The sequence below is a fragment of the Sphingomonas sp. LaA6.9 genome (assembly GCF_022601895.1).
Taxonomy (GTDB): domain Bacteria; phylum Pseudomonadota; class Alphaproteobacteria; order Sphingomonadales; family Sphingomonadaceae; genus Sphingobium_A.
Window position 1 is genome coordinate 1 of record NZ_JAKVIO010000057.1, and the last position, 21,654, is coordinate 21,654.

26 protein-coding genes and 1 pseudogene are annotated in these 21,654 nt (G+C 65.1%); 10 read left to right on the forward strand and 17 right to left on the reverse strand.

Going from position 1 to position 21,654, the window contains the following annotated elements:
• Window positions 1-135, forward strand: a pseudogene (locus MKI88_RS19450) (TerC family protein); the annotation flags it as partial.
• 3 nt (window positions 136-138) lie between these two features.
• On the opposite strand, the gene MKI88_RS19455 reads toward MKI88_RS19450, so the two are convergent.
• From MKI88_RS19455 to MKI88_RS19465, 3 genes are read right to left on the reverse strand one after another with little or no spacing between them, the layout of a single operon-like run.
• Window positions 139-1,122, reverse strand: a complete 984-nt coding sequence (locus tag MKI88_RS19455) for a quinone oxidoreductase (RefSeq protein ID WP_241633212.1) — start codon at window positions 1,120-1,122, stop codon at window positions 139-141.
• Complete coding sequence (locus tag MKI88_RS19460; protein ID WP_241633213.1) at window positions 1,119-1,817, reverse strand: dienelactone hydrolase family protein; 699 nt, start codon at window positions 1,815-1,817, stop codon at window positions 1,119-1,121. Before MKI88_RS19460 ends, MKI88_RS19455 begins: the two co-directional genes overlap by 4 nt.
• Window positions 1,805-2,302, reverse strand: a complete 498-nt coding sequence (locus MKI88_RS19465; protein WP_241633214.1) for a methylated-DNA--[protein]-cysteine S-methyltransferase — start codon at window positions 2,300-2,302, stop codon at window positions 1,805-1,807. The genes MKI88_RS19460 and MKI88_RS19465 overlap by 13 nt, the downstream gene beginning before the upstream one ends.
• 49 nt (window positions 2,303-2,351) lie before the next feature.
• Between MKI88_RS19465 and MKI88_RS19470 the strand changes: the two genes are divergently transcribed.
• The 6 genes from MKI88_RS19470 to MKI88_RS19495 all read left to right on the forward strand — a co-directional run bounded on the left by MKI88_RS19470 (window position 2,352) and on the right by MKI88_RS19495 (window position 8,125).
• Window positions 2,352-2,585, forward strand: coding sequence for a DUF6489 family protein (locus tag MKI88_RS19470; protein WP_241633215.1), 234 nt, complete (start codon window positions 2,352-2,354; stop codon window positions 2,583-2,585).
• Window positions 2,586-2,596: 11 nt separating this feature from the next.
• Window positions 2,597-3,886 carry a tRNA uridine-5-carboxymethylaminomethyl(34) synthesis GTPase MnmE gene (mnmE, locus tag MKI88_RS19475; RefSeq protein ID WP_241633216.1) on the forward strand — a complete coding sequence of 430 codons (1,290 nt, stop codon included), beginning with the start codon at window positions 2,597-2,599 and terminating at the stop codon, window positions 3,884-3,886.
• A gap of 63 nt (window positions 3,887-3,949) precedes the next feature.
• Window positions 3,950-5,809, forward strand: a complete 1,860-nt coding sequence (gene mnmG, locus MKI88_RS19480; RefSeq protein WP_241633217.1) for a tRNA uridine-5-carboxymethylaminomethyl(34) synthesis enzyme MnmG — start codon at window positions 3,950-3,952, stop codon at window positions 5,807-5,809.
• The gene (rsmG, locus tag MKI88_RS19485; protein ID WP_241633218.1) at window positions 5,806-6,438 is read left to right on the forward strand and encodes a 16S rRNA (guanine(527)-N(7))-methyltransferase RsmG; all 633 of its coding nucleotides are present in this window, start codon (window positions 5,806-5,808) and stop codon (window positions 6,436-6,438) included. Before mnmG ends, rsmG begins: the two co-directional genes overlap by 4 nt.
• Window positions 6,435-7,220 carry a ParA family protein gene (locus MKI88_RS19490; protein ID WP_241633219.1) on the forward strand — a complete coding sequence of 262 codons (786 nt, stop codon included), beginning with the start codon at window positions 6,435-6,437 and terminating at the stop codon, window positions 7,218-7,220. Before rsmG ends, MKI88_RS19490 begins: the two co-directional genes overlap by 4 nt.
• Entirely contained in the window at window positions 7,217-8,125 is a 909-nt protein-coding gene (locus tag MKI88_RS19495; RefSeq protein WP_241633220.1) for a ParB/RepB/Spo0J family partition protein, read from the forward strand. Before MKI88_RS19490 ends, MKI88_RS19495 begins: the two co-directional genes overlap by 4 nt.
• Window positions 8,126-8,178: 53 nt before the next feature.
• Here MKI88_RS19495 and MKI88_RS19500 read toward each other — a convergent pair whose 3' ends face one another.
• The 5 genes from MKI88_RS19500 to MKI88_RS19520 are packed head-to-tail and all read right to left on the reverse strand — an operon-like array spanning window position 8,179 to window position 13,447.
• Window positions 8,179-8,841 (reverse strand): phytanoyl-CoA dioxygenase family protein, encoded by a 663-nt coding sequence (locus MKI88_RS19500; RefSeq protein ID WP_407073391.1) that lies wholly within the window; start codon window positions 8,839-8,841, stop codon window positions 8,179-8,181.
• Window positions 8,842-8,887: 46 nt separating this feature from the next.
• On the reverse strand, window positions 8,888-9,922 hold the full coding sequence (holA, locus tag MKI88_RS19505; protein ID WP_241633221.1) for a DNA polymerase III subunit delta: 1,035 nt from the start codon (window positions 9,920-9,922) through the stop codon (window positions 8,888-8,890).
• Entirely contained in the window at window positions 9,919-10,437 is a 519-nt protein-coding gene (lptE, locus tag MKI88_RS19510) for an LPS assembly lipoprotein LptE (protein ID WP_241633222.1), read from the reverse strand. Before lptE ends, holA begins: the two co-directional genes overlap by 4 nt.
• Window positions 10,434-12,956: a leucine--tRNA ligase gene (gene leuS, locus MKI88_RS19515; RefSeq protein ID WP_241633223.1), complete on the reverse strand. Its 2,523-nt coding sequence runs from the start codon at window positions 12,954-12,956 to the stop codon at window positions 10,434-10,436. The genes lptE and leuS overlap by 4 nt, the downstream gene beginning before the upstream one ends.
• Window positions 12,957-12,970: 14 nt before the next feature.
• Complete coding sequence (locus MKI88_RS19520; protein WP_241633224.1) at window positions 12,971-13,447, reverse strand: DUF3576 domain-containing protein; 477 nt, start codon at window positions 13,445-13,447, stop codon at window positions 12,971-12,973.
• 221 nt (window positions 13,448-13,668) lie between these two features.
• Here MKI88_RS19520 and MKI88_RS19525 point away from each other — a divergent pair, with 221 nt between their 5' ends.
• A complete protein-coding gene (locus tag MKI88_RS19525) occupies window positions 13,669-14,376 on the forward strand; it encodes a porin (protein ID WP_241633225.1) in 708 nt (235 codons plus the stop codon).
• Here the strand turns inward: MKI88_RS19525 and MKI88_RS19530 are convergent.
• Window positions 14,366-14,911 carry a thiamine phosphate synthase gene (locus tag MKI88_RS19530; protein WP_241633226.1) on the reverse strand — a complete coding sequence of 182 codons (546 nt, stop codon included), beginning with the start codon at window positions 14,909-14,911 and terminating at the stop codon, window positions 14,366-14,368. The genes MKI88_RS19525 and MKI88_RS19530 overlap by 11 nt on opposite strands.
• Before the next feature lie 22 nt (window positions 14,912-14,933).
• On the opposite strand from MKI88_RS19530, the gene MKI88_RS19535 reads away from it, so the two are divergent.
• Window positions 14,934-15,611, forward strand: a complete 678-nt coding sequence (locus MKI88_RS19535) for a YggS family pyridoxal phosphate-dependent enzyme (protein WP_241633227.1) — start codon at window positions 14,934-14,936, stop codon at window positions 15,609-15,611.
• Complete coding sequence (locus MKI88_RS19540; protein ID WP_241633228.1) at window positions 15,608-16,264, forward strand: HAD family phosphatase; 657 nt, start codon at window positions 15,608-15,610, stop codon at window positions 16,262-16,264. The genes MKI88_RS19535 and MKI88_RS19540 overlap by 4 nt, the downstream gene beginning before the upstream one ends.
• On the opposite strand, the gene ribA is transcribed toward MKI88_RS19540, so the two are convergent.
• From ribA to argB, 8 genes are all read right to left on the reverse strand, one after another.
• On the reverse strand, window positions 16,261-17,322 hold the full coding sequence (gene ribA, locus MKI88_RS19545; RefSeq protein ID WP_241633229.1) for a GTP cyclohydrolase II: 1,062 nt from the start codon (window positions 17,320-17,322) through the stop codon (window positions 16,261-16,263). The two genes, MKI88_RS19540 and ribA, sit on opposite strands and share 4 nt — an antisense overlap.
• Window positions 17,319-18,113: an exodeoxyribonuclease III gene (locus MKI88_RS19550; protein ID WP_241633230.1), complete on the reverse strand. Its 795-nt coding sequence runs from the start codon at window positions 18,111-18,113 to the stop codon at window positions 17,319-17,321. The genes ribA and MKI88_RS19550 overlap by 4 nt, the downstream gene beginning before the upstream one ends.
• A 224-nt stretch (window positions 18,114-18,337) precedes the next feature.
• Window positions 18,338-18,964 carry an outer membrane lipoprotein carrier protein LolA gene (locus tag MKI88_RS19555; RefSeq protein ID WP_241633231.1) on the reverse strand — a complete coding sequence of 209 codons (627 nt, stop codon included), beginning with the start codon at window positions 18,962-18,964 and terminating at the stop codon, window positions 18,338-18,340.
• A 111-nt stretch (window positions 18,965-19,075) separates the two neighbouring features.
• A complete protein-coding gene (locus MKI88_RS19560; RefSeq protein WP_241633232.1) occupies window positions 19,076-19,696 on the reverse strand; it encodes a MarC family protein in 621 nt (206 codons plus the stop codon).
• A gap of 52 nt (window positions 19,697-19,748) precedes the next feature.
• On the reverse strand, window positions 19,749-20,639 hold the full coding sequence (gene folD, locus MKI88_RS19565; protein WP_241633233.1) for a bifunctional methylenetetrahydrofolate dehydrogenase/methenyltetrahydrofolate cyclohydrolase FolD: 891 nt from the start codon (window positions 20,637-20,639) through the stop codon (window positions 19,749-19,751).
• The gene (locus MKI88_RS19570; RefSeq protein ID WP_241633234.1) at window positions 20,636-20,938 is read right to left on the reverse strand and encodes a DUF167 domain-containing protein; all 303 of its coding nucleotides are present in this window, start codon (window positions 20,936-20,938) and stop codon (window positions 20,636-20,638) included. Before MKI88_RS19570 ends, folD begins: the two co-directional genes overlap by 4 nt.
• Window positions 20,939-21,229, reverse strand: a complete 291-nt coding sequence (locus tag MKI88_RS19575) for a YggT family protein (protein WP_241633235.1) — start codon at window positions 21,227-21,229, stop codon at window positions 20,939-20,941.
• 65 nt (window positions 21,230-21,294) lie between these two features.
• On the reverse strand, window positions 21,295-21,654 hold a 360-nt coding region (argB, locus tag MKI88_RS19580; RefSeq protein ID WP_241633236.1), incomplete at its 5' end, for an acetylglutamate kinase.

A 21,654-nucleotide genomic window follows, 5' to 3' on the forward strand; every position in this document is an offset into this window, starting at 1 on the left:
ATCATCGCCAAATATATCGAGCGCTATCGCTGGATCGCCTATGTCGGCCTGGTCGTGATCGTCTATGTCGCGGGCAAGATGATTTATGATGGCCTGATCGATCCGAATGTGGGCGTGCTCAAGCTCTTCGGCTGAGGCTCAGGGAAGCAGGATTGTCGATCCGATGGTGCGCCGCGCCTCAAGAGCGCGGTGTGCTTCTGCGGCGTCCGCGAGCGCGTAGCGCTGGCCGATATCAACCCTGATCGCTTGGCTTGCGAGCATTGAGAAGAGTTTATCGGCGCCGTCGCGACGCTCATCGGGATCGACTACGAAATCGCCCAGGGTCGGGCGCGTGAGTACAAGCGAACCACGCCGGCTGAGTTCGAGCGGCGCCACGGGGGGAACCGGGCCGCTGGCATTCCCATAGGTCACCATGACACCACGTCGCGCGAGTGAATCGAGGGAAGCTTGCCAGCTATCCTTGCCGACGCCGTCAAGGACGGCGGCGACGCCTGCGCCCCCGGTCAGGGCGCGAACTTCGGAGGCGAGCGTGTCGAAGGGACAGAACAGGGCATGCGATGCGCCCAGCGCATGCACGCGCTTGGCCTTTTCCGGGTTGCCCGCATGCCCGATCGCGACGGCCTGGATGGCCTCAAGCCATTGCACCACGATGCTGCCCACGCCACCCGCAGCGGCATGGACGAGCACGACCTGACCCCTTTTCACGCGCGCGCATTTCTCGATGAGCATCCATGCGGTGAGCCCCTTGAGCATCGTTGCAGCGGCGAGCGAGTCCTCGATGCTGTCGGGCAGCGGGATCAGCGTGGCGGCGGACGCCAGGGAATGGGTGGCGTAGGTGCCACTCGCGGCGAAGAGATAGCCCACGCGGTCGCCTGAAGACCATCCCGTCACGTCGGGACCCATCGCGTCGATCACGCCTGCAGCCTCGCGCCCCAGCCCGGCGGGATAGGGCAGGGGATAGAGACCGGATCGATGATAGACGTCTATGAAGTTGAGCCCGATCGCGGTGTTACGGATACGAACCTCACCCGGGCCGGGTTCGGGCAGCGTGTCGAGTTCCTGGCGCTGGATCGCCTCGGGCCCGCCCGGAGCGCGGACGATCATGCGAAAGGCGGCGCTCACCCCAGGTTCGCGGCGAAGAAGGAGGCGGTGCGACTGTCGGCAAGCTGAGCGCCCTCTTCATGCCGCCGCTCGCCCATCTGTGTCGCGAATCCATGGTCGAGCCCGGGATAATCGAACAGCGTGACCTTGGGGTGATCGTCGAGGCCGTCATGCATGCGCTTCTGGGCAGCGGCATCGACGAAATGATCGGCGGTGGGGATGTGGAGCAGCACCGGATGCGCGATCGCGTGCTTCTCGCCGAGCAGGCCGTCGATCCCCACCCCATAATAGCCGACCGAGGCATCGGTGTCGGTGCGCGCGGCGGTCATAAAGGCCAGCCTGCCGCCAAGGCAGTATCCGACGCAGCCGACCTTCTTGCCGCCCGTCTTCTGGCGCGCCCAGCGGATCGTCGCCTCGATATCCTCGATGCCCTTGTCCTGGTCGAATGTGCCGAGCAGTCCGATCGCTTCCTGGAATTCGGCAGGGACATCGGGATCCAGTTCTACGCCGGGCCGCAGCCGCCAGAAGAGGTCGGGTGCGACCGCCAGATATCCCGCGCTGGCCCATTCGTCGCACTTGGCGCGAATCCCCGCATTAACGCCGAAAATTTCCTGGATGACGATGATCGCGGCACGCGGCGTGCCCTCGGGCTCGGCAACATAGGCGGAGAACTGCGCATCGTGATGAAGCGTGTCGATCGGGATCATGCTGGCCATGGAGTGCCTTTCCGGTTTGCGGGTTGTTCGTGGTTGAGAAGCCATTGCTTGGTGCTGGGTCCGGTGCCGCCGCTATACGTGCCGAGGCGACCTTGCGCCGCTAGAACGCGGTGGCATGGGATAATGATCGGGTAGGGGTTGCGCGCGCAAGCCTGGCCGACCGCGCGCGGTGCCGAACTCAGTTGTCGCGCAAGCGCGCCATAGCTGAGCGTATCGCCATAAGGGATCGCAGCTATGCCGTCGCGTAGCGCCTGCCCACGGACGGTTGCGGCAGGGACAAGCGGCAGGTCGAATTCGCGCAGACGCCCTGCGAAATAGGCGCGGAGTTGCGCCGCCGCTTCGCGGACCGCTGCGGCGCGCGAAGCCGTTTCCGCGATAGTATGATCGGCTTCGATCGTGATGCTTGTGATCGCCGTTTCATCGCCCCGGATTGTCACGATTCCGATGGGCGTTGCGATCCGGTCAAGGTCGGGCGCATAAGTCATGCGCGAAGCGTAGCAGGGGGCCGCGCGGCTGCTCAAGCGGAGAAGCGCCATGAATATCAATGTCGAAGTCGATTGCACGCCCGAAGAGGCTCGGCGCTTTCTGGGTCTGCCAGATTTCACGCCCGTGCACGAGAAATATGTTTCCAACATTTTGGAAGCAATGGAGAAAGGTGTCAGCCCCGAGATGCTCGAAGGACTGTTCAAGAGCTGGGCGCCGATGGGGGAGGCCGGTTTCAGCATGTGGAAGCAGATGCTTGACCAGGTCAGCGGGGCCAGGAAGTAATCTCGGGCGCCATGATCGACACGATCTATGCATTGTCGAGCGGGCAGCCACCTGCGGCGGTTGCCATCATCCGGATCAGTGGCCCGGCTGCTGGCGCTTCGCTGAGCGCGCTCACCGGGCGGATACCGAAGTCGCGCCGCGCGACTTTGGCGCGACTGGTTGATCCCGTCTCCGGCGATGTGCTCGATCATGCGCTCGTGCTGTGGTTCGAGGGGCCGGCCACCGCGACGGGCGAGGATCTTGCCGAGCTGCACCTGCATGGTGGTCGTGCTGTGGTGGCGCGTGTGCTTGCGACGCTCGCGGCCTTGCCGGGGCTGCGGTCCGCGGAGCCGGGTGCGTTCACGCGGCGCGCCTTCGAAAACGGCCGGATCGATCTGGCCGAGGCCGAGGGATTGGCGGATCTTCTGTTCTCGGAGACCGAGCTGCAACGGCTCAGTGCGATGGCCATGGCCGAAGGCGGCCTCAGCGCGCAGGTGACCGCCTGGCAGGAAAGGTTGCTTGGGCTGTCGGCGCGAACCGAGGCGTTGCTCGACTTTTCCGACGAAGGCGATGTAGACGAAGACCTTGACGCGGGCGCCGCACTGGTTGCGGGGATTTCGGCGTTGGCGCGCGAGATGGGCGACTTTCTGAATCGGCCGTCGGGCGAACGGCTGCGCGACGGCATTCGCGTGGCGCTTGCGGGGCCACCCAATGCGGGCAAGTCCACCTTGCTGAATGCACTCGCCGGTCGGGAGGCGGCGATCGTTTCGCCTCGGGCCGGCACGACGCGCGATGTCATTGAAGTGCCCCTCGCGCTGGGCGCACGCCCTTTTGTCTTTATCGACACCGCCGGGCTCCATGCCGGCAGCGGCGACGAGATCGAGACGATCGGGATGGAGCGGGCGCGGGGCGTGATCGACAGAGCCGACATCATCCTGTGGCTTGATGACCGGGGCGCGAGTCCGGCGCCCGATCGCACCATCACCGTTCACGCGCGCGCAGATCTGCCGGGCCGTGACGCGGCGCCTCCGGGGACCGATGTGATCGTGTCGGCGGTGACGGGTGCGGGGATGGAGCAACTCGTCGGGATGCTCACCGAGCGCGCCGATATGCTCCTGCCGAGGCCAGGTGATCTGGCGCTCAATGCACGTCAGCGGGCACTGCTCGACGCATGTGCGGTGGCTCTAGTAGGAAGCGGAAACCTGCTCATCATGGCCGAGAATCTCAGGATCGCGCGGTCTGCGCTTGATCGCTTGACGGGCAGGGCGGGAACCGAAGACATGCTCGATGCGCTGTTCGGTCGTTTCTGCATCGGTAAGTGACCCGCATGTTTCACGTGGAACATTTTGACTTGAGACCTCGTCTCACATAGGCGTTAGCGCGCTATGACGCGGAAATTCGACATCATCGTGGTGGGTGGCGGGCATGCGGGTTGCGAGGCCGCCGCGGCCGCCGCGCGCATGGGCGCTTGCACCGCGCTTGTCACCTTCTCGCGCGACACGGTGGGAGCGATGTCGTGCAATCCCGCCATCGGAGGTCTAGGCAAGGGGCATCTCGTGCGCGAAGTCGACGCCTTTGATGGGCTGATTGCGCGCGCCGCCGATCATGCCGCGATTCATTATCGGATGCTCAACCAGAGCAAGGGTGCCGCAGTGCAAGGGCCTCGCGTCCAGGCCGATCGTCGTCGCTACAAGGCCGCGATCCATGGACTGCTCGATGCACAGACCGATCTGGAGATCGTCGAGGGCGAGGCCGCGGCGTTGCTCTTCGCCGAGGGCAGGGCGGATCGCGTCGTCGGTCTGACGCTCGCTTCGGGCGAGGCGCTCAACGCCGGCGCGGTGGTGCTCGCGACTGGCACCTTCCTCAACGCCCGGATGTTTTGCGGCCCCGATATCAGTACAGGTGGGCGCGTGGGCGAACTCGCGGCGCAGCGGCTCGGCGATCAGCTTCGCGCACTGGACCTTCCGATTGCACGTCTCAAGACGGGCACGCCGCCCCGGCTCGACGGGCGGACAGTCGACTGGGGTGCGCTCGATGAGCAACCCTCGGACGGGCTTGACTGGACGATGTCGGCGCTGGGCGCTGGTCGCGCGGCACCGCAACTGTATTGCGCCATCACGCGCACCAATGCGCGAACGCACGAAATCATCCGGGGAGCGCTCGACCGTTCACCGCTCTATACGGGCGCGATCGATGCGCTCGGCCCGCGCTATTGTCCTTCGATCGAGGACAAGGTCGTGCGCTTCGGCGACCGCGACGGCCATCAGGTGTTCCTCGAGCCTGAAGGGCTCGACGATCATCTCGTCTATCCCAACGGCATCTCGACCTCGCTGCCCGTCGACGCGCAGATTGCGCTGGTTCGCAGTATGAAAGGGCTCGAACTCGCGGAGATCGTCCAGCGCGGATATGCCGTGGAGTATGATCACATCGATCCACGCGCGCTCGACTCCACGCTTGGCGTCCGTGGAGTCGCGGGGCTTTACTGCGCAGGCCAGATCAACGGCACCACGGGATATGAGGAAGCCGCGGCGCAGGGATTGGTCGCCGGAATCAACGCCGCTGCCTTTGCGGGCGGCAGCGCGCCGATGATTCTCGACCGGGCATCGAGCTATATCGGCGTCATGATCGACGATCTGGTGCTCCAGGGGATCACCGAACCATACCGCATGCTTACGGCTCGCGCAGAGTACCGGCTGCGGCTTCGCGCGGACAACGCAGCGTCCCGGCTGACGCCGATTGCGATAGCGCAGCGCTGCGTAGGCGCGGAACGCCGGCGCTGGTTCGACGGTCGTGAAGCCGATCGTGCGAGGGTGCTGGCGGCGCTCAGCAAGGAGTTCACCGCCGCGACACTGGCAGGCGCCGAGATTCGTGTCGCGCTCGACGGTGGCCGTCGCTCGCTCTACGACTGGATGCGTTTTCCCGATATCGGAATTGCCGAGATCGCGCGCGTGTCCGATGCATTTGAGAGCGTCGCGCCTGACCTTGTCGAGGAGATCGCCGAGGACGCGCGCTATGCGCCCTACCTTGCCCGACAGGAATCCGAAATCCGTGAGCTGCGTGCCAATGAATCGGTGCCGATCGATGCGGATCTGGACTATCGCTCGATCGCGGGGCTGTCCAACGAGATGAAGGAAAGGCTCGAGGCGGCGCGTCCGGCCACATTGGCGGCAGCATCGCGGATTCGCGGGATCACCCCCGCCGCGCTGTCGGCGATACTCGTTCAGACAAGACGCCGCGCCGCATGACCGAAGACGAGGCGCGCGCCTGGCTCGATTCCGAAATTGGTGTTTCACGTGAAACAATCGCGCGGATCGAGACCTTCATCGGCTTCCTTTTCGAAGAGGGCGAAAGACAAAATCTGATCGCCACATCGACCCGCGACCATGTCTGGGCGAGGCACATCGTCGATTCAGCTCAGCTGCTGCCATTGGCGCGCGAGGCGGCCGACGGGGCGTGGGTCGATCTGGGATCGGGTGCCGGGTTTCCCGGTCTGATCGTCGCTGCGCTCAGTCCCCGTCCCGTGGTCCTCGTCGAATCGCGGCGCAAGCGGATCGAGTTTCTCGAGCAGGCGGCGCGGTTGCTTGGCGTGACCGCGCATGTCATCGTGCTGGGTGGACGCGTCGAGACGGTACCGGCGCAGCCTGCAGCGGTCATCAGTGCCCGCGCTTTCGCACCGCTTGACCGACTTTTTACGCTGGGGGCGAGATTTTCCCGTTCCGGGACGCTATGGTTGCTCCCCAAGGGCAGGAATGCGCAAAGCGAACTGGAAGCAGCGCGCAACACGTGGCAGGGTGTGTTTCACGTGAAACAGAGCGTCACCGACGCTGACTCGTCGATCATCGTCGCGCAGGGCGTCAAGCGGGGGAAATCATGATCCGGATAGCCGTTGCCAACCAGAAGGGCGGGGTGGGGAAGACCACCACTGCGATCAATCTTGCGACCGCGCTCGCGGCGACGGGCTGGAAGGTGCTGCTGCTCGATCTCGATCCGCAGGGCAACGCCTCGACCGGACTTGGGGTGCACCAGTCTGAGCGCGCGCGCTCGAGCTACGAGTTGCTGACGGGAGACTGCGCGCTTGACGAAGCGGTGATCGCCACCAAGGTGCCGCGGCTGGACCTGATCGCAGCGACAGTCGATCTTTCGGGCGCCGAGATCGAGCTCGTCGAATATGAAGATCGCACGCATCGGCTCGACAAGGCGCTGAACGCGGCCGAAGAACGGTGGGATATCTGCCTGATCGACTGCCCGCCCTCGCTCGGTCTGCTGACGATCAACGCGATGGTGGCCGCGCGTTCGCTGCTCGTGCCGCTCCAATGCGAATTCTTCGCGCTTGAGGGGCTGAGCCAGCTGCTCAACACCGTCGAGCGCATCCGCGCACGCTTCAATCCGCAACTTTCGATCCTCGGCGTCGCACTCACCATGTATGATCGCCGCAACAATCTGACCGAACAGGTCGCCGAAGACGTCCGCGCATGCCTCGGCAATGTCGTGTTCGACACCGTCATCCCGCGCAATGTTCGCCTGTCCGAAGCGCCGAGCTATGGTGTGCCCGCGTTGATCTACGATATCCGCTGCGCGGGGTCGGAAGCCTATATGGGGCTTGCGCGCGAGCTGATCGGGCGTCTGCCGATCAAGGCAAAGGCGGTCGCGGCATGAGCGATGTGGTTGACATGGGCACCCCCAGAAAGCGCCATCATGGGCTTGGTCGCGGTCTGAGCGCCTTGCTGGGTGAAGTTTCACGTGAAGAACCTGTCGCGGCGGCTGCGTCGCGCGCCGGCGGGGTCCAGATGGTCGCGGTGGCGGACATGAAACCGCATCCCGATCAGCCGCGCCAGCATTTCGACGAGGGCGCGCTCGCCGAGCTCGCCGAATCGATCGCCAAGCGCGGGCTGATCCAGCCCATCGTCGTGCGGCCACTTGATGGCGGCTACCAGATCGTCGCGGGGGAGCGCCGCTGGCGCGCGGCACAGCGCGCGCAAATCCATGAAGTCCCTGTGATCGTTCGCGATTTCAGCGATTCGGAGACGCTCGAAATCGCGCTGATCGAGAATATCCAGCGCGAGGACCTCAACGCGATCGAAGAGGCCGAGGCGTACAAGAAGCTCGCAACCGAATTCGGTCACAGCCAGGAGGCGCTGGGCCGGCTCGTCAACAAGTCGCGCAGCCATGTCGCCAACATGCTGCGCCTGCTTGATCTGCCCGCCGCCGTCCGCCAGTTCGTCGCCGAGGACAAGATCAGCATGGGCCATGCGCGCGCGCTGATCACCGCGACCGATCCGGCGGCGCTGGCCAATGAAGTCGTCCGGCGCGACTTGTCGGTGCGCGAGACCGAGGCGCTCGCACGCGCGGCCAGGCCGTCAAAGACGGCTGAAGCGCCGATCGAATACAAGGGCAGCCGCGACAATGCCGATATCGAAGCGCTTGAGCGGCAACTGGGCGATCTGCTCGGCCTCAAGGTCCGCATCGCGCACGGCGTGAAGAGCGGAACGTTGACGCTTGCCTACAACTCACTCGACCAGCTCGACATGATCTGCCAGCGGCTGAGCGGCGAGCGGATCTGATCGGGGTTCTTCGCGGGCAACGGGCCTGATTATGTGTCGTTCGGGCTGTTGGTTCAAACCCCAAGCCAGCGCAAGCCGCCCGGTAGTTCAGCAGCGGCATAGTCCAGCTGAAGCACTCTGCGGCGGCATGGCTCAGCAGCGGCTTCCGAAGCGTGCAGGATCGGCGTGGCGTACAACCAAATGTCCCCGGCATTGGCGAGACATGCCACGACCCCGCACTGTTCCACGACGTCAGGAATGTCCTCCTCACACACGCGACCGAAACGGTGTGAGCCGGGCGCGACCAGCAGCGGCGCATTAGCGGAGCCTACTGCATCAAGGTGGACACGCAGCGTCACCATGCCGGAAAGCAGCTCAAAGGGTGGTGCAACATGCTGCAGGCCGCCCTTTGTCGTCCACGGCCCGAATCCGTCGACGTCCTTTCGCGTCTGGACCACGATGGTGCGATCCTGATGCCATGCCAGCGACCAGTTGGCAGCCGGTGTCTTGTCGAACAGGATCGCGCGAACGGGCCTGCATCTGGGACCCAGCACCTGCGCTGCAACCGCGCCGACGGCGCCTGACGGGGCTAGGAGCGCATTGAGTGCTCTTATGCCATGGAGGCGTATCCCTGCGCGATCGGACGGAAGATGCGCCAGCGCGTCGCTAATATCGGGCAGCGCCGCCCAGACGGCGCCTGCGAAACGCGCCGCTCCATCCGTGACGAAGGTCATCATATCGCATGGCGCGCTCGAAATCCGGGGCATGGTACCGGCTGGGCTTCTACCGCGCCCGTGCCGCGGCGCGGCTGATCGCGATGAATTCGGACTCGACCGCTACCGCGCCAAGCGTACCCGAGGCCTTCACTGCGCGTTCTGCGTCGAGCAGGCGGGTGAGCGCAATGGCGAGGCGATCGCTGCGCCACAGGCCGATCTGGCGCTGCACGGTCGCTTTTTCCTTCCAGAACACCGCCTTGCCAGCGCCAGACGCCATGACGGCGTCTACGCTGCTGCCCTGATCCACGTCGCTGCGGAGTTGCGCGAGGAGCAGCGCGCGCTTCAGCACCGCGCGGATCAGCGGGATCCCCTCTATCCCCACCGCCGCGAGGCGCGCGAGCTCGCCGCCGACGCGATCGGGATTGCCCCCCATCACCGCGTCGACGAGCCGGCCCATATCGCCCTCATCGGCATCCGCGCCGAGCGCGTCGATCGCGGCATGGTCGAGCTCCGCCGGGCGCTCGGGCGCGGCGTCGAGATAGAGCGCGAACTTGCGGATCTCCTGCGCCAGGATCGCGCGATCGCCCCCGGCCGCGGCGGCAAGGCGCCTGGCGACGTCGTTGGACGCGATCCTGAGCCCTTCGTCGCGCGCCATCGCGGCCGCGAGCCGGTCAGCGTCCTGCCCCTCGGGCGCATAGCTTGCAAAAGCCAGGATCGCCTGCTGATCGAGCGCATATTTGAGGAAAGCGCCCGTCGCGCGGAGCGTGCCCGCGATCGCGACCACGGGATTGCCCGCCTGCGGCGCCTCGACCAGCGCCTGGACCGCGGGGAGCGCGTCGTCGGCATTGGCGAGCGTCAGCCGGATATGCCGCGCACCGCCGAACAGCGAGATTGATGCGGCTTCGTCGGCAAGTCGCGCGGGATCGCCCTTGAGCGTAGCCGAATCGAGCTCGATCCGCTCCGCTTCGGGACCCATCGCGCGTTCCAGACGCTCGGCGAGCGCGCGCGAGCCCGATTCATCGGGCCCATGGAGCAGAAAGAGGCGGATATCGGTCGAAGGGGCGTCAAGCGCGCGCTCGATCTGGCCCTTGTTGGCCTTCACGGCGTGCCCGCGGCCGGAGCATCCTTGGTGCGCTGGGCGAACAGCGCGAGCCGCGCGACGATCTGGTCGGCGACCACCTGCGAGAGATTCTCGAGCGCGGTATTCTCGGCCGCGATCGTCGCATATTCCGAGGAAACGATGTCGATGCCGGCATCCGATCCCGCCGTTGCGTCGAGCACCACAGTGCCCTTCTCCGCCTCGACCAGCCGATAACGCGCGCGCAACGTGCGGCGTTCGCGCGAGACCGTGTCGTCGCGGCGCACGCCGAAGCCGATAATCTGATCGTCGAGCTCTACCTCGAGCCGATAAGCTGGGCCGTCCCCTGACATCGCGCCCAGCCTGTCGGTGATGGCATTGTGCACCAGCCAGCCCGCCTTGCCGGGAATCGGCGCGACTTCGACCCGTCCGAGAGTTTGCGCGACCGCGCCCTTCGACCCGCTGCCATAGAGCGGGCGCAGGCCGCAACCCGACAGGGCGAGCGATGCGAGGATCAGGGCTGCGGCGGCGCGCTTCATGCCACCAGATTGACCAGCCGGTCGGGAACCACAATCACTTTCTTCGGCTGCGCGCCATCGAGCTGGCGAACGACGTTGGGCGCGGCGAGCGCCAGCGCTTCCAGCGCATCGCGGGCGGTGCCCTTGGGCACCGTCAGCGTGTCGCGCAGCTTGCCGTTGATCTGCACCGCGATCGTCACCTCGTCGTCGACGAGCAATGCGGGATCGGCCTCAGGCCAGGCCGCGTCGGCGACGAGTCCGTTCTCGCCGAGTTTTGCCCAGCCTTCTTCGGCCAGATGCGGGACCATCGGCGCGACGAGGCGGATGACGGTACGGATCGCCTGCGCGCGCGAGGCGGAAGGTTTCGCCTTCTCGATCGCGGTGACGAGTTCGTAGAGCTTGGCGACCGCCTTGTTGAAGCCGAGATCCTCAATGTCCGCAGCAACGCCCGCGATGGTCTTGTGGAGCTTACGGTCGAGGTCCCGATCGTCTCCGGAAACCGCATTACCCTCGGCAGCCTCAAGCCCGTCGATCAGGCGCCACAATCGATTGACGAAGCGCCATGCACCCTCGATCCCCGCTTCGGACCAGGGCAGGTCGCGCTCGGGGGGGCTGTCCGACAGCATGAACCAGCGCACCGCGTCGGCGCCGTACTGGTCGACGATCGGGCCCGGATCCACGGTGTTCTTCTTCGACTTGGACATTTTCTCGACGCGGCCGCGCAGGACGGGCTCGCCGCTCGAAATCACGACGATCTGGCCGTCGCGCGCCTCGACCTCTTGCGGAGACAGCCAGCCGCCGTCGGGCGCCTTGTAGGTCTCGTGCGTCACCATGCCCTGCGTGAACAGCCCGGTGAACGGCTCCTTGACGTTGATTTTGCCGATTTTCGCCAGCGCGCGCGTCCAGAAACGCGCATAGAGCAGGTGTAGGATGGCATGCTCGACGCCGCCGATATACTGTCCGACGGGCAGCCAGCTTTCGGCCACCGCCTTGTCGAAGGGCTGGTCCTCGGGCTGGCTCGCGAAGCGGATGAAATACCAGCTCGAGTCCACGAAGGTGTCGAGCGTGTCGGTCTCCCGCCGCGCGGCCTTGCCGCATTTCGGGCAATCGACATGTTTCCAGGTCGGATGCCGGTCGAGCGGATTGCCGGGAATGTCGAAACTAACGTCCTCGGGCAGCTTGACGGGAAGCTGGCTCTTCGGGACGGGAACCACGCCACACGCCTCGCAATGGATGAACGGGATCGGTGTGCCCCAGTAGCGCTGTCGCGAAACGCCCCAGTCGCGCAGACGCCAGACCGTGGTGCCTGTGCCCCAGCCTTCATGTTGGGCGCGCGCGATCACCGCGGCCTTAGCCTCCTCGACTTCCATGCCATTCAGGAAATGCGAATGGACGATCTTGCCGGGGCCGACATAGGCCTCGGTGCCGATTGCCTCGTGCTCGTGTCCCTCGGGGGCCACGACGCGGTTGACGGGAAGGTGGTATTTGCGCGCGAAATCCAGGTCGCGCTGGTCGTGGGCGGGGCAGCCGAAGATGGCCCCCGTGCCATATTCCATCAGCACGAAATTGGCGACGTAGAGCGGCAGGTGCCAATTGGGATCGAAGGGATGCTGGACACGTAGCCCCGTGTCGAAGCCCTTCTTCTCGGCGGTCTCGATATCGGCCGCGGCGGTGCCGCTCTGCCGGCATTCGGCGATGAACTTCTGCAGCTCGGGGCTGTGCTTCGCCAGCTCCTGCGCAATCGGATGATCCGCGGCGACCGCGGTGAAGCTCGCGCCATAAAGCGTGTCCGGGCGCGTCGTGAACACCTCGAACCCACCGGGACGCCCGGCGAAGTGGAAGGTGCAGCGCATGCCGACGCTCTTGCCGATCCAGTTTTCCTGCATCAGCCGGACCTTTTCGGGCCACTGGTCCAGCGTGCCAAGGCCGGCGAGCAGCTCTTCGGCGAAATCGGTAATCTTGAGGAACCACTGGCTGAGCTTGCGCTTCTCGACCGGGGCTCCCGAACGCCAGCCCTTGCCGTCGATCACCTGCTCGTTTGCGAGCACGGTCATGTCGACAGGATCCCAGTTGACCGCCGATTCCTTGCGGTAGACGAGACCTGCTTCATACAGATCCAGGAACAGCGCCTGCTCCTGGCCATAATATTCGGGCTCACAGGTCGCGATCTCGCGTGACCAGTCGAGCGCGAAGCCCAGCCGCTTCAATTGTGCCTTCATCGCCGCGATATTGGCGCGCGTCCATTCACCGGGATGGACCTTCTTTTCCATCGCAGCATTTTCGGCGGGCATGCCAAAGGCGTCCCAGCCCATCGGATGGAGAACTTCGTGGCCCGTCATGCGCCGGAAACGCGCGAGCACGTCGCCCATCGTATAGTTGCGGACGTGGCCCATATGGATGCGCCCCGAGGGATAGGGGAACATCTCGAGGACATAGGATTTGGGCTTGGCGCTGGCGTCGGACGCGCGAAAGGTCTCGCGCTCGTCCCAGATTTTCTGCCAGCGCGCGTCAGCCGAAAGCGGATTGAAGCGCGAAGCCATGTGTCAGGCCCGGATCAACCGTAAAGTGCGCTGCGGCGGAGGTCGCGCGCCTTGGTCAGGATGATTTCCTCCAGCTTCTGCACCGTCGCAGCCTGGACCGGGGTGTCGACCCACTGGCCGCCACGGTTTTCCTGGCGCAGCGCCGCGACCTTGACTGCGTCTGCGCGCAGATCCTGATCGAGGATGGTGACGGTCACCTTCATCCGCTCATTGGGCGAGGCGGGGTTGGCATACCAGTCGGTGACGATCACGCCGCCGTTGGAATCGGTCTGGACAAGCGGCATGAACGACAGCGTGTCGAGGCTCGCGCGCCAGAGATAGCTGTTGACGCCGATCGTCGTGATCTTCGACGCCGCGAGATCGTGCGTGCGGGGGTCGTTCTTGGCTGGTTCGATGCCGAGATCCTGTTTCACCCAGTCGACCGTGCCGGCACAGCCGCCAAGCAGGGAAAGAAGCGCGATCGCCGCGACGACGCTGGTCTTGCGAGCCATGAAGAAATCCTTGGAAATATGCTCAGTCGGGGTCGTTATAGAAGCTCGCGCGCACTTGCCAAGCGCGTGTTTTGCGAAGGTATTATGATACCTCTGTGTGCGATGTGCAACATATCGGGGAAATTTCGGGTAGTTCGCTGGAAATTCGCGTGGGGATCATGATATGGGCGAAATGAAGGTTGAGGACTGACAACGGAATCATGAGCGCGAGTCGGGCATCTATGGCGATCTGGGGAGTGGCAATGGCCGCGACCGCGCTGTTGCTCGCGCCCGCAATATCCGCAGCGCGTGAAGCGACGCCGGCCAGCCAGAAACCGCGCGTTTCCTTGACTGCGCGGGGCGGCATTGGTTCATTCACGCCCGCCGCTGCCGATCCGCGGCTTGCTGCAATCCTTGCCAAGAGCGAACTCGCGAGCACCGGATTTCGATTCACACCGACCAGCGACTCGGCCAAGAATCGCCAGGTGACCGTCGCAGTACGGGCGCGCTCGAGCGCCCAGGGCCAGTCGACGGCGCTGCGCGGCGACACCCCGACGATCACTTCGCTCGGTATTGAACCTTCGGTTTATAATCTCGGTGCATCGATCGGCTGGAAGCGTTTTGCGCTTTCGGGCGATGTCGCGCGGATCGACACGGGTCTTGCGCCCGGCAGCCGCCAGACGGTTTCCGCGGGCGCCAGCTACAACGCGCCGCGCTGGAGCGGTCGTGTTCAGGTCGGCGCGGATCGTGGCATCGGTCATCAGCCGCGCTTGATCGTGCCGGAGGCGGCCTATTCGCTCGATGTCGGCGGCAGCTACAAGCTGACGCGCAACCTCGATGTCACTGCGGGCGTTCGCTACCGGCTTGAGGATACCGATCGTCTTGGCACGATCGATGACAACCGCCGCGACAGCCAGGCGGTCTATGTCGGAACCGCCTTCAGGTTCTGATTTTTCGGGGCGTGAGCCCGTCGATCGCCGCCCAGCCATAGCCTCCCAGTCTGTTGGTGACGCGCGCGCGGCGTGAATCCATGCCACCGAGTGCAATCACGGGACGCGGCGACTGACGCGCGATCGTACCGAAGCCGACGGGGCCGAGCGTGGGCGCTTCGGGGTGCGAGCGTGTAGGATATACCGGCGAGACAAAGATCAGATCGGCGCCATCGCGCGTAGCGCGCCACAGTTCTCGTGCGCTGTGTGCGGGCGCTGTGTGCAGGAACTGGCCATTTCCTCGCGCATGTCCGTGAAAGCCGTCGGCGCCCCAGTTGCGTGCCACGCGCGGAGAGTCGGCGAGCACGAGCCAAAGTGCCTTTCGTCGCGCGACGCGTCTGACACGCGCGAAGAGCGCGCGGCGTTCGGGCATTGGCAGTGAATAGTGCCGGAAGATGATCCCGGCGCCGCGTGGCAGTGCGGCGATCGCCGGGAAGAGCGCATCACCTATCCGTTCATCGGTCATCAGCCATAAGCAGGGGTGGCGGCGCGTCATTGCGCTGCCTATAGCAGCGGCCATGTCCGAACAGGAAATTCTCGATGCGGCTGCGCGCCGCGAAGCCGTGCTTGCCGCCATGGCGAAGGCGGCGAAGCTTGCGGGGCGCGAGTCCGGCAATGTTGCGTTGATTGCGGTATCCAAGACGCATGAGGCTGCGGCGATTCGTCCTCTGATTGCTGCGGGACAGCGCGTCTTTGGCGAAAATCGCGTGCAGGAGGCGGAGGTCAAATGGCCCGGCTTGCGCGCCGAGATGCCCCCGATCGAACTCCATCTCGTCGGGCAACTCCAGTCCAACAAGGCCGAGGATGCGGTGGCACTGTTCGATGCGATTCATTCGGTCGACCGGCCCTCGCTCGTCGCGGCGCTGGCAAAGGCGATGGACAAGGCCGGTCGTCGCCCCGACTGCTTCATCCAGGTCAATATCGGTGACGAGCCGCAAAAGGGTGGCTGCGCGATCACCGAACTCCCCGGCCTGCTCGCCGAGGCGCGCTCGGCGACCCTGCCGGTTGTCGGGCTAATGTGCGTGCCGCCGATCGATGTCGAGCCCGCCCCCTATTTCGCGCTGCTGGCCAGGATTGCGCGCGACCACGGGCTTGCCGCGCTCAGCATGGGGATGTCGGGCGATTTCGAAACGGCGGTGACGCTGGGCGCAACGCATGTCCGCGTCGGCACCGCGCTCTTTGGCACGCGCGGGTGAAGTACGAGGCGATCATTTTCGATTGCGATGGCGTGCTGATCGACAGCGAGGTCGTGGTCAACCGTGCGCTCGCGGAGGCGCTGACCGCGCTCGGCCTGCCCACCACGCTGGATCAGGCAATCGCTGATTTCACGGGCCGCAGCACCGAGGAAACCGATCGCATGATAGCCACGCGCCTGGGACGGCCGCTGCCCGACGCCTTTCGAGCGATGGTGCGCGATGCGGTGACCGGCAATCCCGATGCGATCACCGCCGTCGCCGGAGCGACTGATTTCATGGGCGCGCTTCGGCCGGGGCCGCGCGCGGTGGCTTCGTCAAGCTCGCTCAACTGGATTGCGAGCCATCTAGAAAGACTGGGCCTCGCGCGGCATTTCGATGGGCATCTTTATAGCGGGCGCGAGCATGTGACGCGCACCAAACCCGCACCGGACATCTACCTTCACGCCGCAAGTGCGATCGGCGCCAATCCCGCGCAAACGCTCGTGATCGAGGATTCGCCGACCGGCGTACAAGCCGCAATCGCTGCGGGAATGACGGTCGTGGGGCTGTGCGCGGGCGGTCATTGCCGCCCCGGGCTTGGAGACCGGCTGCGCGACGCGGGCGCGCATCATGTGGTCGCCAATTATTCGGAGGTATCCGCGCTGCTTCGCTAGAGCTGGTGTCCCGTCCGGTCGCGCTTGGTGTCGAGATATCCCTGATTATGCGGATTGGGCGCCATCCGGTGCGGCACGCGTTCGACGACGTCGATACCCTCCGCCCGCAAGCGCTCGACCTTGTCGGGGTTGTTGGTCAGCAGCCGGATGCGATCCTGTCCGATCAGGCGCAGCATCTGCGCCGCCACGCCGAAGTCGCGGGCGTCGATCGCAAAGCCCAGCCGCAAATTGGCGTCGACGGTGTCGAAGCCCTGATCCTGGAGGCTGTATGCGCGCAGCTTGTTGATCAGCCCGATGCCGCGGCCTTCCTGCCGCAGATAGAGCAGGATGCCCCAATGCGTCGAGATCTCGTGAAGGGCGCCGTGGAGCTGCGGGCCGCAATCGCATTTCAACGATCCGAGCACGTCGCCCGTCAGGCATTCGCTGTGCAGCCTGACGAGAGGCGGTGTGCCGTCGGGCGTGCCGACGATCAGCGCGACATGCTCTCCCGCCTGATCCGCGCTGCGGAATGCCACGATTTCGGAATGTTCGGCCACCTCTACGGGCAGTCGCGCGCGCGCCGCGATCATGAGCGCGCGCGAATCGTCATAGGCCGCGATGTCTTCGGGGGTGATCGTCACCTCGATCCCGGGCGCGGTATCCGCGAGGAAGAAAGCCGGAAGCAATCCCGCCAGCCGTGCAAGCTCGAGCGCCGCGCCCGCCGCGTCTGAACTCCGACAGGGAAGCGTGCGATAGGGTCCCTTGAGTGGCGTCGCCAGGTCGAGCGCGGGGTCGGCCAGCGCAACCGCACCCGCCAGGTCGATCCACGGCGCGCGCGACACGATCACGGGCTTTTCCGGGGCAGCCGCGTCGATCTGGTTGGCGAGCTTCAGCGTCGCAGCGCGCGCTGCCGAAATCAATATGTCGGCCGTGCCCGCTGCATCGAAGGCCTTGAGCCGCACGTCGTCCGCGGTTTCGATCGACAGAAGCGCGAGCGTGTCCTCCGCATCGCGAAGCGCGACGGGCCAGCCGCGCCTGAGCGCGTCGATGGCGCGGGCGACGGCGCGCGGGTCGCTCAAAAGCGGAACTCCGTCACGATGGGAATGTGGTCGGACGGCTTGAGCCAACTGCGGCAGGCCTCATGGATCCGATGGTCCACCGCCTGCCTCGCGACGTCCTTCGATGCCCACATATGGTCGAGCCTCCGGCCGCGATCGGACGCCGCCCAGTCCTTCGCGCGGTAGCTCCACCAGGTATAGAGCCGCTCGGGCGCGGGAACGAAGTGACGGCCAAGATCCACCCAGTCGTGCGCCGCCTGCATCCGCCCGAGCGTCTCGACTTCGATCGGCGTGTGACTGACGACGTCGAGCAGCTGTTTGTGGCTCCACACATCGCATTCGAGCGGCGCGATATTGAAATCGCCGACGAGCAGCGTGGGCACCGAGAGGTTTTCGGACCAGTCGATCATGCGCGCGAGAAAATCGAGCTTCTGGCCGAATTTGGGATTGAGGTTGCGGTCGGGCACGTCGCCGCCTGCGGGAACATAGACATTTTCGAGCCTGAGGCCGTTTTCGAGCCTAACGCCGACATGGCGCGCTTCGCCATTGGCCTGCCAGTCGAGCCGATCGTCCTCGCGCATGGGAATCTTCGAGACAATCGCGACGCCGTGATGCATCGGCTGACCATGCAGGATCTGATGGGTATAGCCGAGCTGGCGGAACGCGGCCGCAGGAAAGGTATCATTGATCGTCTTGGTTTCCTGAAGGCACAGGATATCGGGTGCTTCCTCGCGCAGAAAGCGCTCGACGATTTCGATGCGAAACCGAACGGAATTGATGTTCCAGGAGGCGATCTTGAGTGTGTCGGACATGCTAGGCCAGTAGCGAAGGTTGCAGCGATTGCCAAATATGGTGGCCGTGGTTCCGAACGAAAAGGCCCCCGCTCCGGGGGCTTGGAGCGGGGGCCAACCTGCGTTCGTCACGCGAGGCGGGACGTGGGGTCACTCCGGCAACAGGGGGAAATCCGGAAAGCGGCCCCACGACCGCAAGGACGATATCTAAAGGCCCCAACCTGTCGCCAATATGAATGAACCTGTCAGCCGCGTGGTCCTTTGGGGCGCGGATCGTTCCAGTGGAATGCATTGTCCGCGACCGCAACGTTGAACTTCTGGTTGTTCAGCCGGATCGTCGTGCGGTTGTTCTGCGAATCGAGCGCCACCCAGCCCTGAAGCATGAGTCCGCCCGGCGCGGAGGCGTTGCGGACAAAGGCCAGTGTCAGTGTGCCATATTCGGGTCGCTTGGGATCGCGCGCCTCCACCACAACGATACGATCGTCGGTGTTGGGTACGATCCTGGCGATGCGCGACAGATCGGGATTGGGGTCGAGCAGCACCGCCAGCGGCGATTTTCCTATCGGCCAGCGCTGCACCTGATTGACCTGATAGTCGATCATCCAGAGCGACTTGCCATCGGCCACGATACGGAGCGGCACACCCTTCTGATACTGGAAGCTCATCTTGCCGGGGCGCTTCATCGTCAGCGTTCCCGCCACCGTCTTGCCCGCGCGGTCGGTCTGGCTGAACCCTGCGGTCATGCTCGAGACCGACCGCAGATGCGCCGAAACCTTGTCGAGATCGCCGGGCGCCGCGATTACGGCGGGCGCTGTGAGCGTGCCGACTCCCAAAGGGATAGTGGTCAGCGCGAGCGCGAGACGACGAAACATGCACAAACTCCTGCGTTCATTTGCCGCGGCTATGCGGGTTCAGGCTTGAATGGCAACTGAACCCCGTTGTTCCTTCCGCCCTGATAGCTTCACGGTCCCATCACCGTGAATCTAGGTCAGGTTCGCCTTGATCCCGTCGATCACGAACTGCGCCGCCAGCGCCGCCAGCAGCACGCCGAGCAACCGCGTGACAACGGTCTCGACCTTGGGGCCTACCAGCCGCATCAACGGACCGGCGGCGAGCAGGCAGGCCAGCGTCAGCAGCAAAATGGCCCCCATCGCGCCGAGTACGACCAGCGTCTCCTCGGTCCCCTTGCTGCGCGCCATCATCAGCATGACGCTCGCGATCGAGCCGGGACCCGCGATCATCGGGATCGCCATCGGGAAGATCGAGACGTCCTCATGCTCGGGGCTCGCCTGCACTTCCTTGGCACGCTCCTCGCGGCGCTGGGTACGCTTCTCGAAGACCATTTCGAGCGCGATAAGGAACAGCATGATCCCGCCCGCAATACGGAAACTGTCGAGGCTGATGCCGAGTGCGCCGAGCAGCTTCTCGCCGAACAGCGCAAAGACGAGCAGGATCAGCGATGCGACGAAGACCGCCCGGATCGCCATCGCGCGCCGCGCCTGCGCATTGGCGCCGGTCGTGAGGCTGGCATAGATCGGCGCGCATCCAGGTGGATCGATCACGACGAAGAAGGTGACGAGCGCTGAGACGAACAGCTCGATCATGCCTGTTTTACCCCCCTCTCAAATCCTGTCGGGCATTCGCCCCCTCAGACGATCACAGTCCTTCGGGCGCCGCAAGCCCCAGCCGCGCATGCGCCGCGACGAGCGTGTTGCGCAGCAGCACCGCAATCGTCATCGGGCCGACCCCGCCGGGCACAGGCGTGATCGCGCCCGCGACCGCGGCGACCTCGGCATAGGCGACGTCCCCCACCAGCCGCGTCTTGCCCGGTTCGCTGCCGGGCACGCGGTTGATGCCGACGTCGATCACCGTGGCGCCCGGTTTGATCCAGTCCCCGCCGACCATCTCGGCGCGCCCCACCGCCGCAACGACGATATCCGCGCGCCGCACGACTTCAGGCAGATCCCGGGTGCGGCTGTGCGCGATGGTGACGGTGCAGCTTTCCTTCAGGAGCAGCTGCGCCATCGGTTTGCCGACGATGTTGGAGCGGCCGATCACCACCGCGTTCAGCCCCGACAGGTCGCCGAGCCGGTCCTTGAGGAGCATCAGGCAACCGAGCGGCGTGCACGGCACGAGCGCTTCTTCTCCCACCGCGAGGCGGCCGGCGTTGACGACATGAAAGCCATCGACATCCTTGGCGGGGTCGATCGCGGAGATCACCGCCTTTTCGTCGATCTGCGGCGGCAGCGGCAACTGGACGAGGATACCGTCGATCATGTCGTCGGCGTTGAGCGCCTCGACAAGCGCGATCAGCTCGTCCTGGCCGACGCCCGGCGGCAGCCTGTGCTCGATGCTTTGCATCCCCGCAGCGACGGTGGCCTTGCCCTTGGAACGGACATAGACCTGGCTCGCGGGGTCCTCACCGACCAGCACCACCGCAAGCCCGGGCGCGCGGCCCGAAATGCGGTGAAAGGCGGGCACCGCCGCGGCGACGCGTTCACGCAGGCCTTCGGCAAAGGCCTTTCCATCAATGATCTGGGCTGTCATGGCGACGCCCTGTACAGTCTCTCAAGCGCCTGCGCCAGCTGTTCGGGATCGCCCGCGATCCTGACCCGCTTCATCCGCGCGGTCTCGCCGCTGAGGATCGTCACGTCACGCCGCGCGAGGTCGAGCGCTCCGGCGAGAAAGCGGCTGAGCGCCTCATTGGCGGCACCCTCCACGGGCGGCGCGCGGAGCCGGATCGGGAGCCAGCCCGCTTTGGGTTCGAGCACCGCATCGCGCGAGGCGCGCGGGGTGACGCGCACCGATATGGTGATCCCGTTCGCGTCGGCGTGCCACGCGTCCAATCAGGCCAGCGAAAACATCAGGTTGGGGATGATGATGTTGCGGATGATGTAGAGGATCAACAGCACGACGAGCGGCGAAAGGTCGAGCGCGCCCAGATCAGGCATGATCCGCCGGATCGGATTGTAGATCGGCGCGGTGATCCGATCGAGCGCGTAGAGCACCGAACGCATGAACTCGTTGCTGGTGTTGACGATGTTGAACGCGACGAGCCAGGAGAGCACCGCCTGGATGACGATGATCCAGGTGAGCACGGTGGCCAGATAATAGACAATTTCCAACAGGATTTGCATGTGCGTCCCCGGCAAAGATTATGGTTCAGTGCCCTAGCCGAAAGCAGGCCCCGGCGACAACAGCCTCAACGATGGACGAGCGTACCCGCGCCGCGGCGCGTGAAGATTTCGAGCAGCATCGCGTGCGGCACGCGTCCGTCGAGGATGACGGCGGCGTCGACTCCGGCGTTGACCGCGTTCACGCAGGTCTCGAGCTTGGGGATCATCCCGCCCGAGATCGTGCCGTCCTCCTGAAGTCCTGCGATCGCCGCCGGATCGAGATCGGTCAGCAGCTGCTTCTGCTTGTCGAGCACGCCGGGCACGTCGGTCAGCAGGAACAGGCGTGACGCCCCCATCGCGGCGGCCACCGCGCCCGCCATCGTGTCGGCATTGATATTATAGGTATGGCCATCGGCGCCAACGCCGATCGGCGCGACGACCGGAAT

Coding starts and splice junctions, on each gene's coding strand:
- MKI88_RS19470 (WP_241633215.1), top strand. CDS start 2,352: ATGAATATCAATGTCGAAGTCGATTGCACGCCCGAAGAGGCTCGGCGC.
- MKI88_RS19520 (WP_241633224.1), bottom strand. CDS start 13,447: ATGGCTCGCAAGACCAGCGTCGTCGCGGCGATCGCGCTTCTTTCCCTG.
- MKI88_RS19460 (WP_241633213.1), bottom strand. CDS start 1,817: ATGGCCAGCATGATCCCGATCGACACGCTTCATCACGATGCGCAGTTC.
- leuS (WP_241633223.1), bottom strand. CDS start 12,956: ATGGCTTCGCGCTTCAATCCGCTTTCGGCTGACGCGCGCTGGCAGAAA.
- MKI88_RS19550 (WP_241633230.1), bottom strand. CDS start 18,113: ATGTCCGACACACTCAAGATCGCCTCCTGGAACATCAATTCCGTTCGG.
- MKI88_RS19535 (WP_241633227.1), top strand. CDS start 14,934: ATGTCCGAACAGGAAATTCTCGATGCGGCTGCGCGCCGCGAAGCCGTG.
- MKI88_RS19530 (WP_241633226.1), bottom strand. CDS start 14,911: ATGACGCGCCGCCACCCCTGCTTATGGCTGATGACCGATGAACGGATA.
- MKI88_RS19500 (WP_407073391.1), bottom strand. CDS start 8,841: ATGATGACCTTCGTCACGGATGGAGCGGCGCGTTTCGCAGGCGCCGTC.
- lptE (WP_241633222.1), bottom strand. CDS start 10,437: ATGAAGCGCGCCGCCGCAGCCCTGATCCTCGCATCGCTCGCCCTGTCG.
- MKI88_RS19495 (WP_241633220.1), top strand. CDS start 7,217: ATGAGCGATGTGGTTGACATGGGCACCCCCAGAAAGCGCCATCATGGG.
- MKI88_RS19465 (WP_241633214.1), bottom strand. CDS start 2,302: ATGACTTATGCGCCCGACCTTGACCGGATCGCAACGCCCATCGGAATC.
- MKI88_RS19555 (WP_241633231.1), bottom strand. CDS start 18,964: ATGTTTCGTCGTCTCGCGCTCGCGCTGACCACTATCCCTTTGGGAGTC.
- rsmG (WP_241633218.1), top strand. CDS start 5,806: ATGACCGAAGACGAGGCGCGCGCCTGGCTCGATTCCGAAATTGGTGTT.
- mnmE (WP_241633216.1), top strand. CDS start 2,597: ATGATCGACACGATCTATGCATTGTCGAGCGGGCAGCCACCTGCGGCG.
- folD (WP_241633233.1), bottom strand. CDS start 20,639: ATGACAGCCCAGATCATTGATGGAAAGGCCTTTGCCGAAGGCCTGCGT.
- mnmG (WP_241633217.1), top strand. CDS start 3,950: ATGACGCGGAAATTCGACATCATCGTGGTGGGTGGCGGGCATGCGGGT.
- MKI88_RS19560 (WP_241633232.1), bottom strand. CDS start 19,696: ATGATCGAGCTGTTCGTCTCAGCGCTCGTCACCTTCTTCGTCGTGATC.
- MKI88_RS19490 (WP_241633219.1), top strand. CDS start 6,435: ATGATCCGGATAGCCGTTGCCAACCAGAAGGGCGGGGTGGGGAAGACC.
- MKI88_RS19575 (WP_241633235.1), bottom strand. CDS start 21,229: ATGCAAATCCTGTTGGAAATTGTCTATTATCTGGCCACCGTGCTCACC.
- MKI88_RS19525 (WP_241633225.1), top strand. CDS start 13,669: ATGGCGATCTGGGGAGTGGCAATGGCCGCGACCGCGCTGTTGCTCGCG.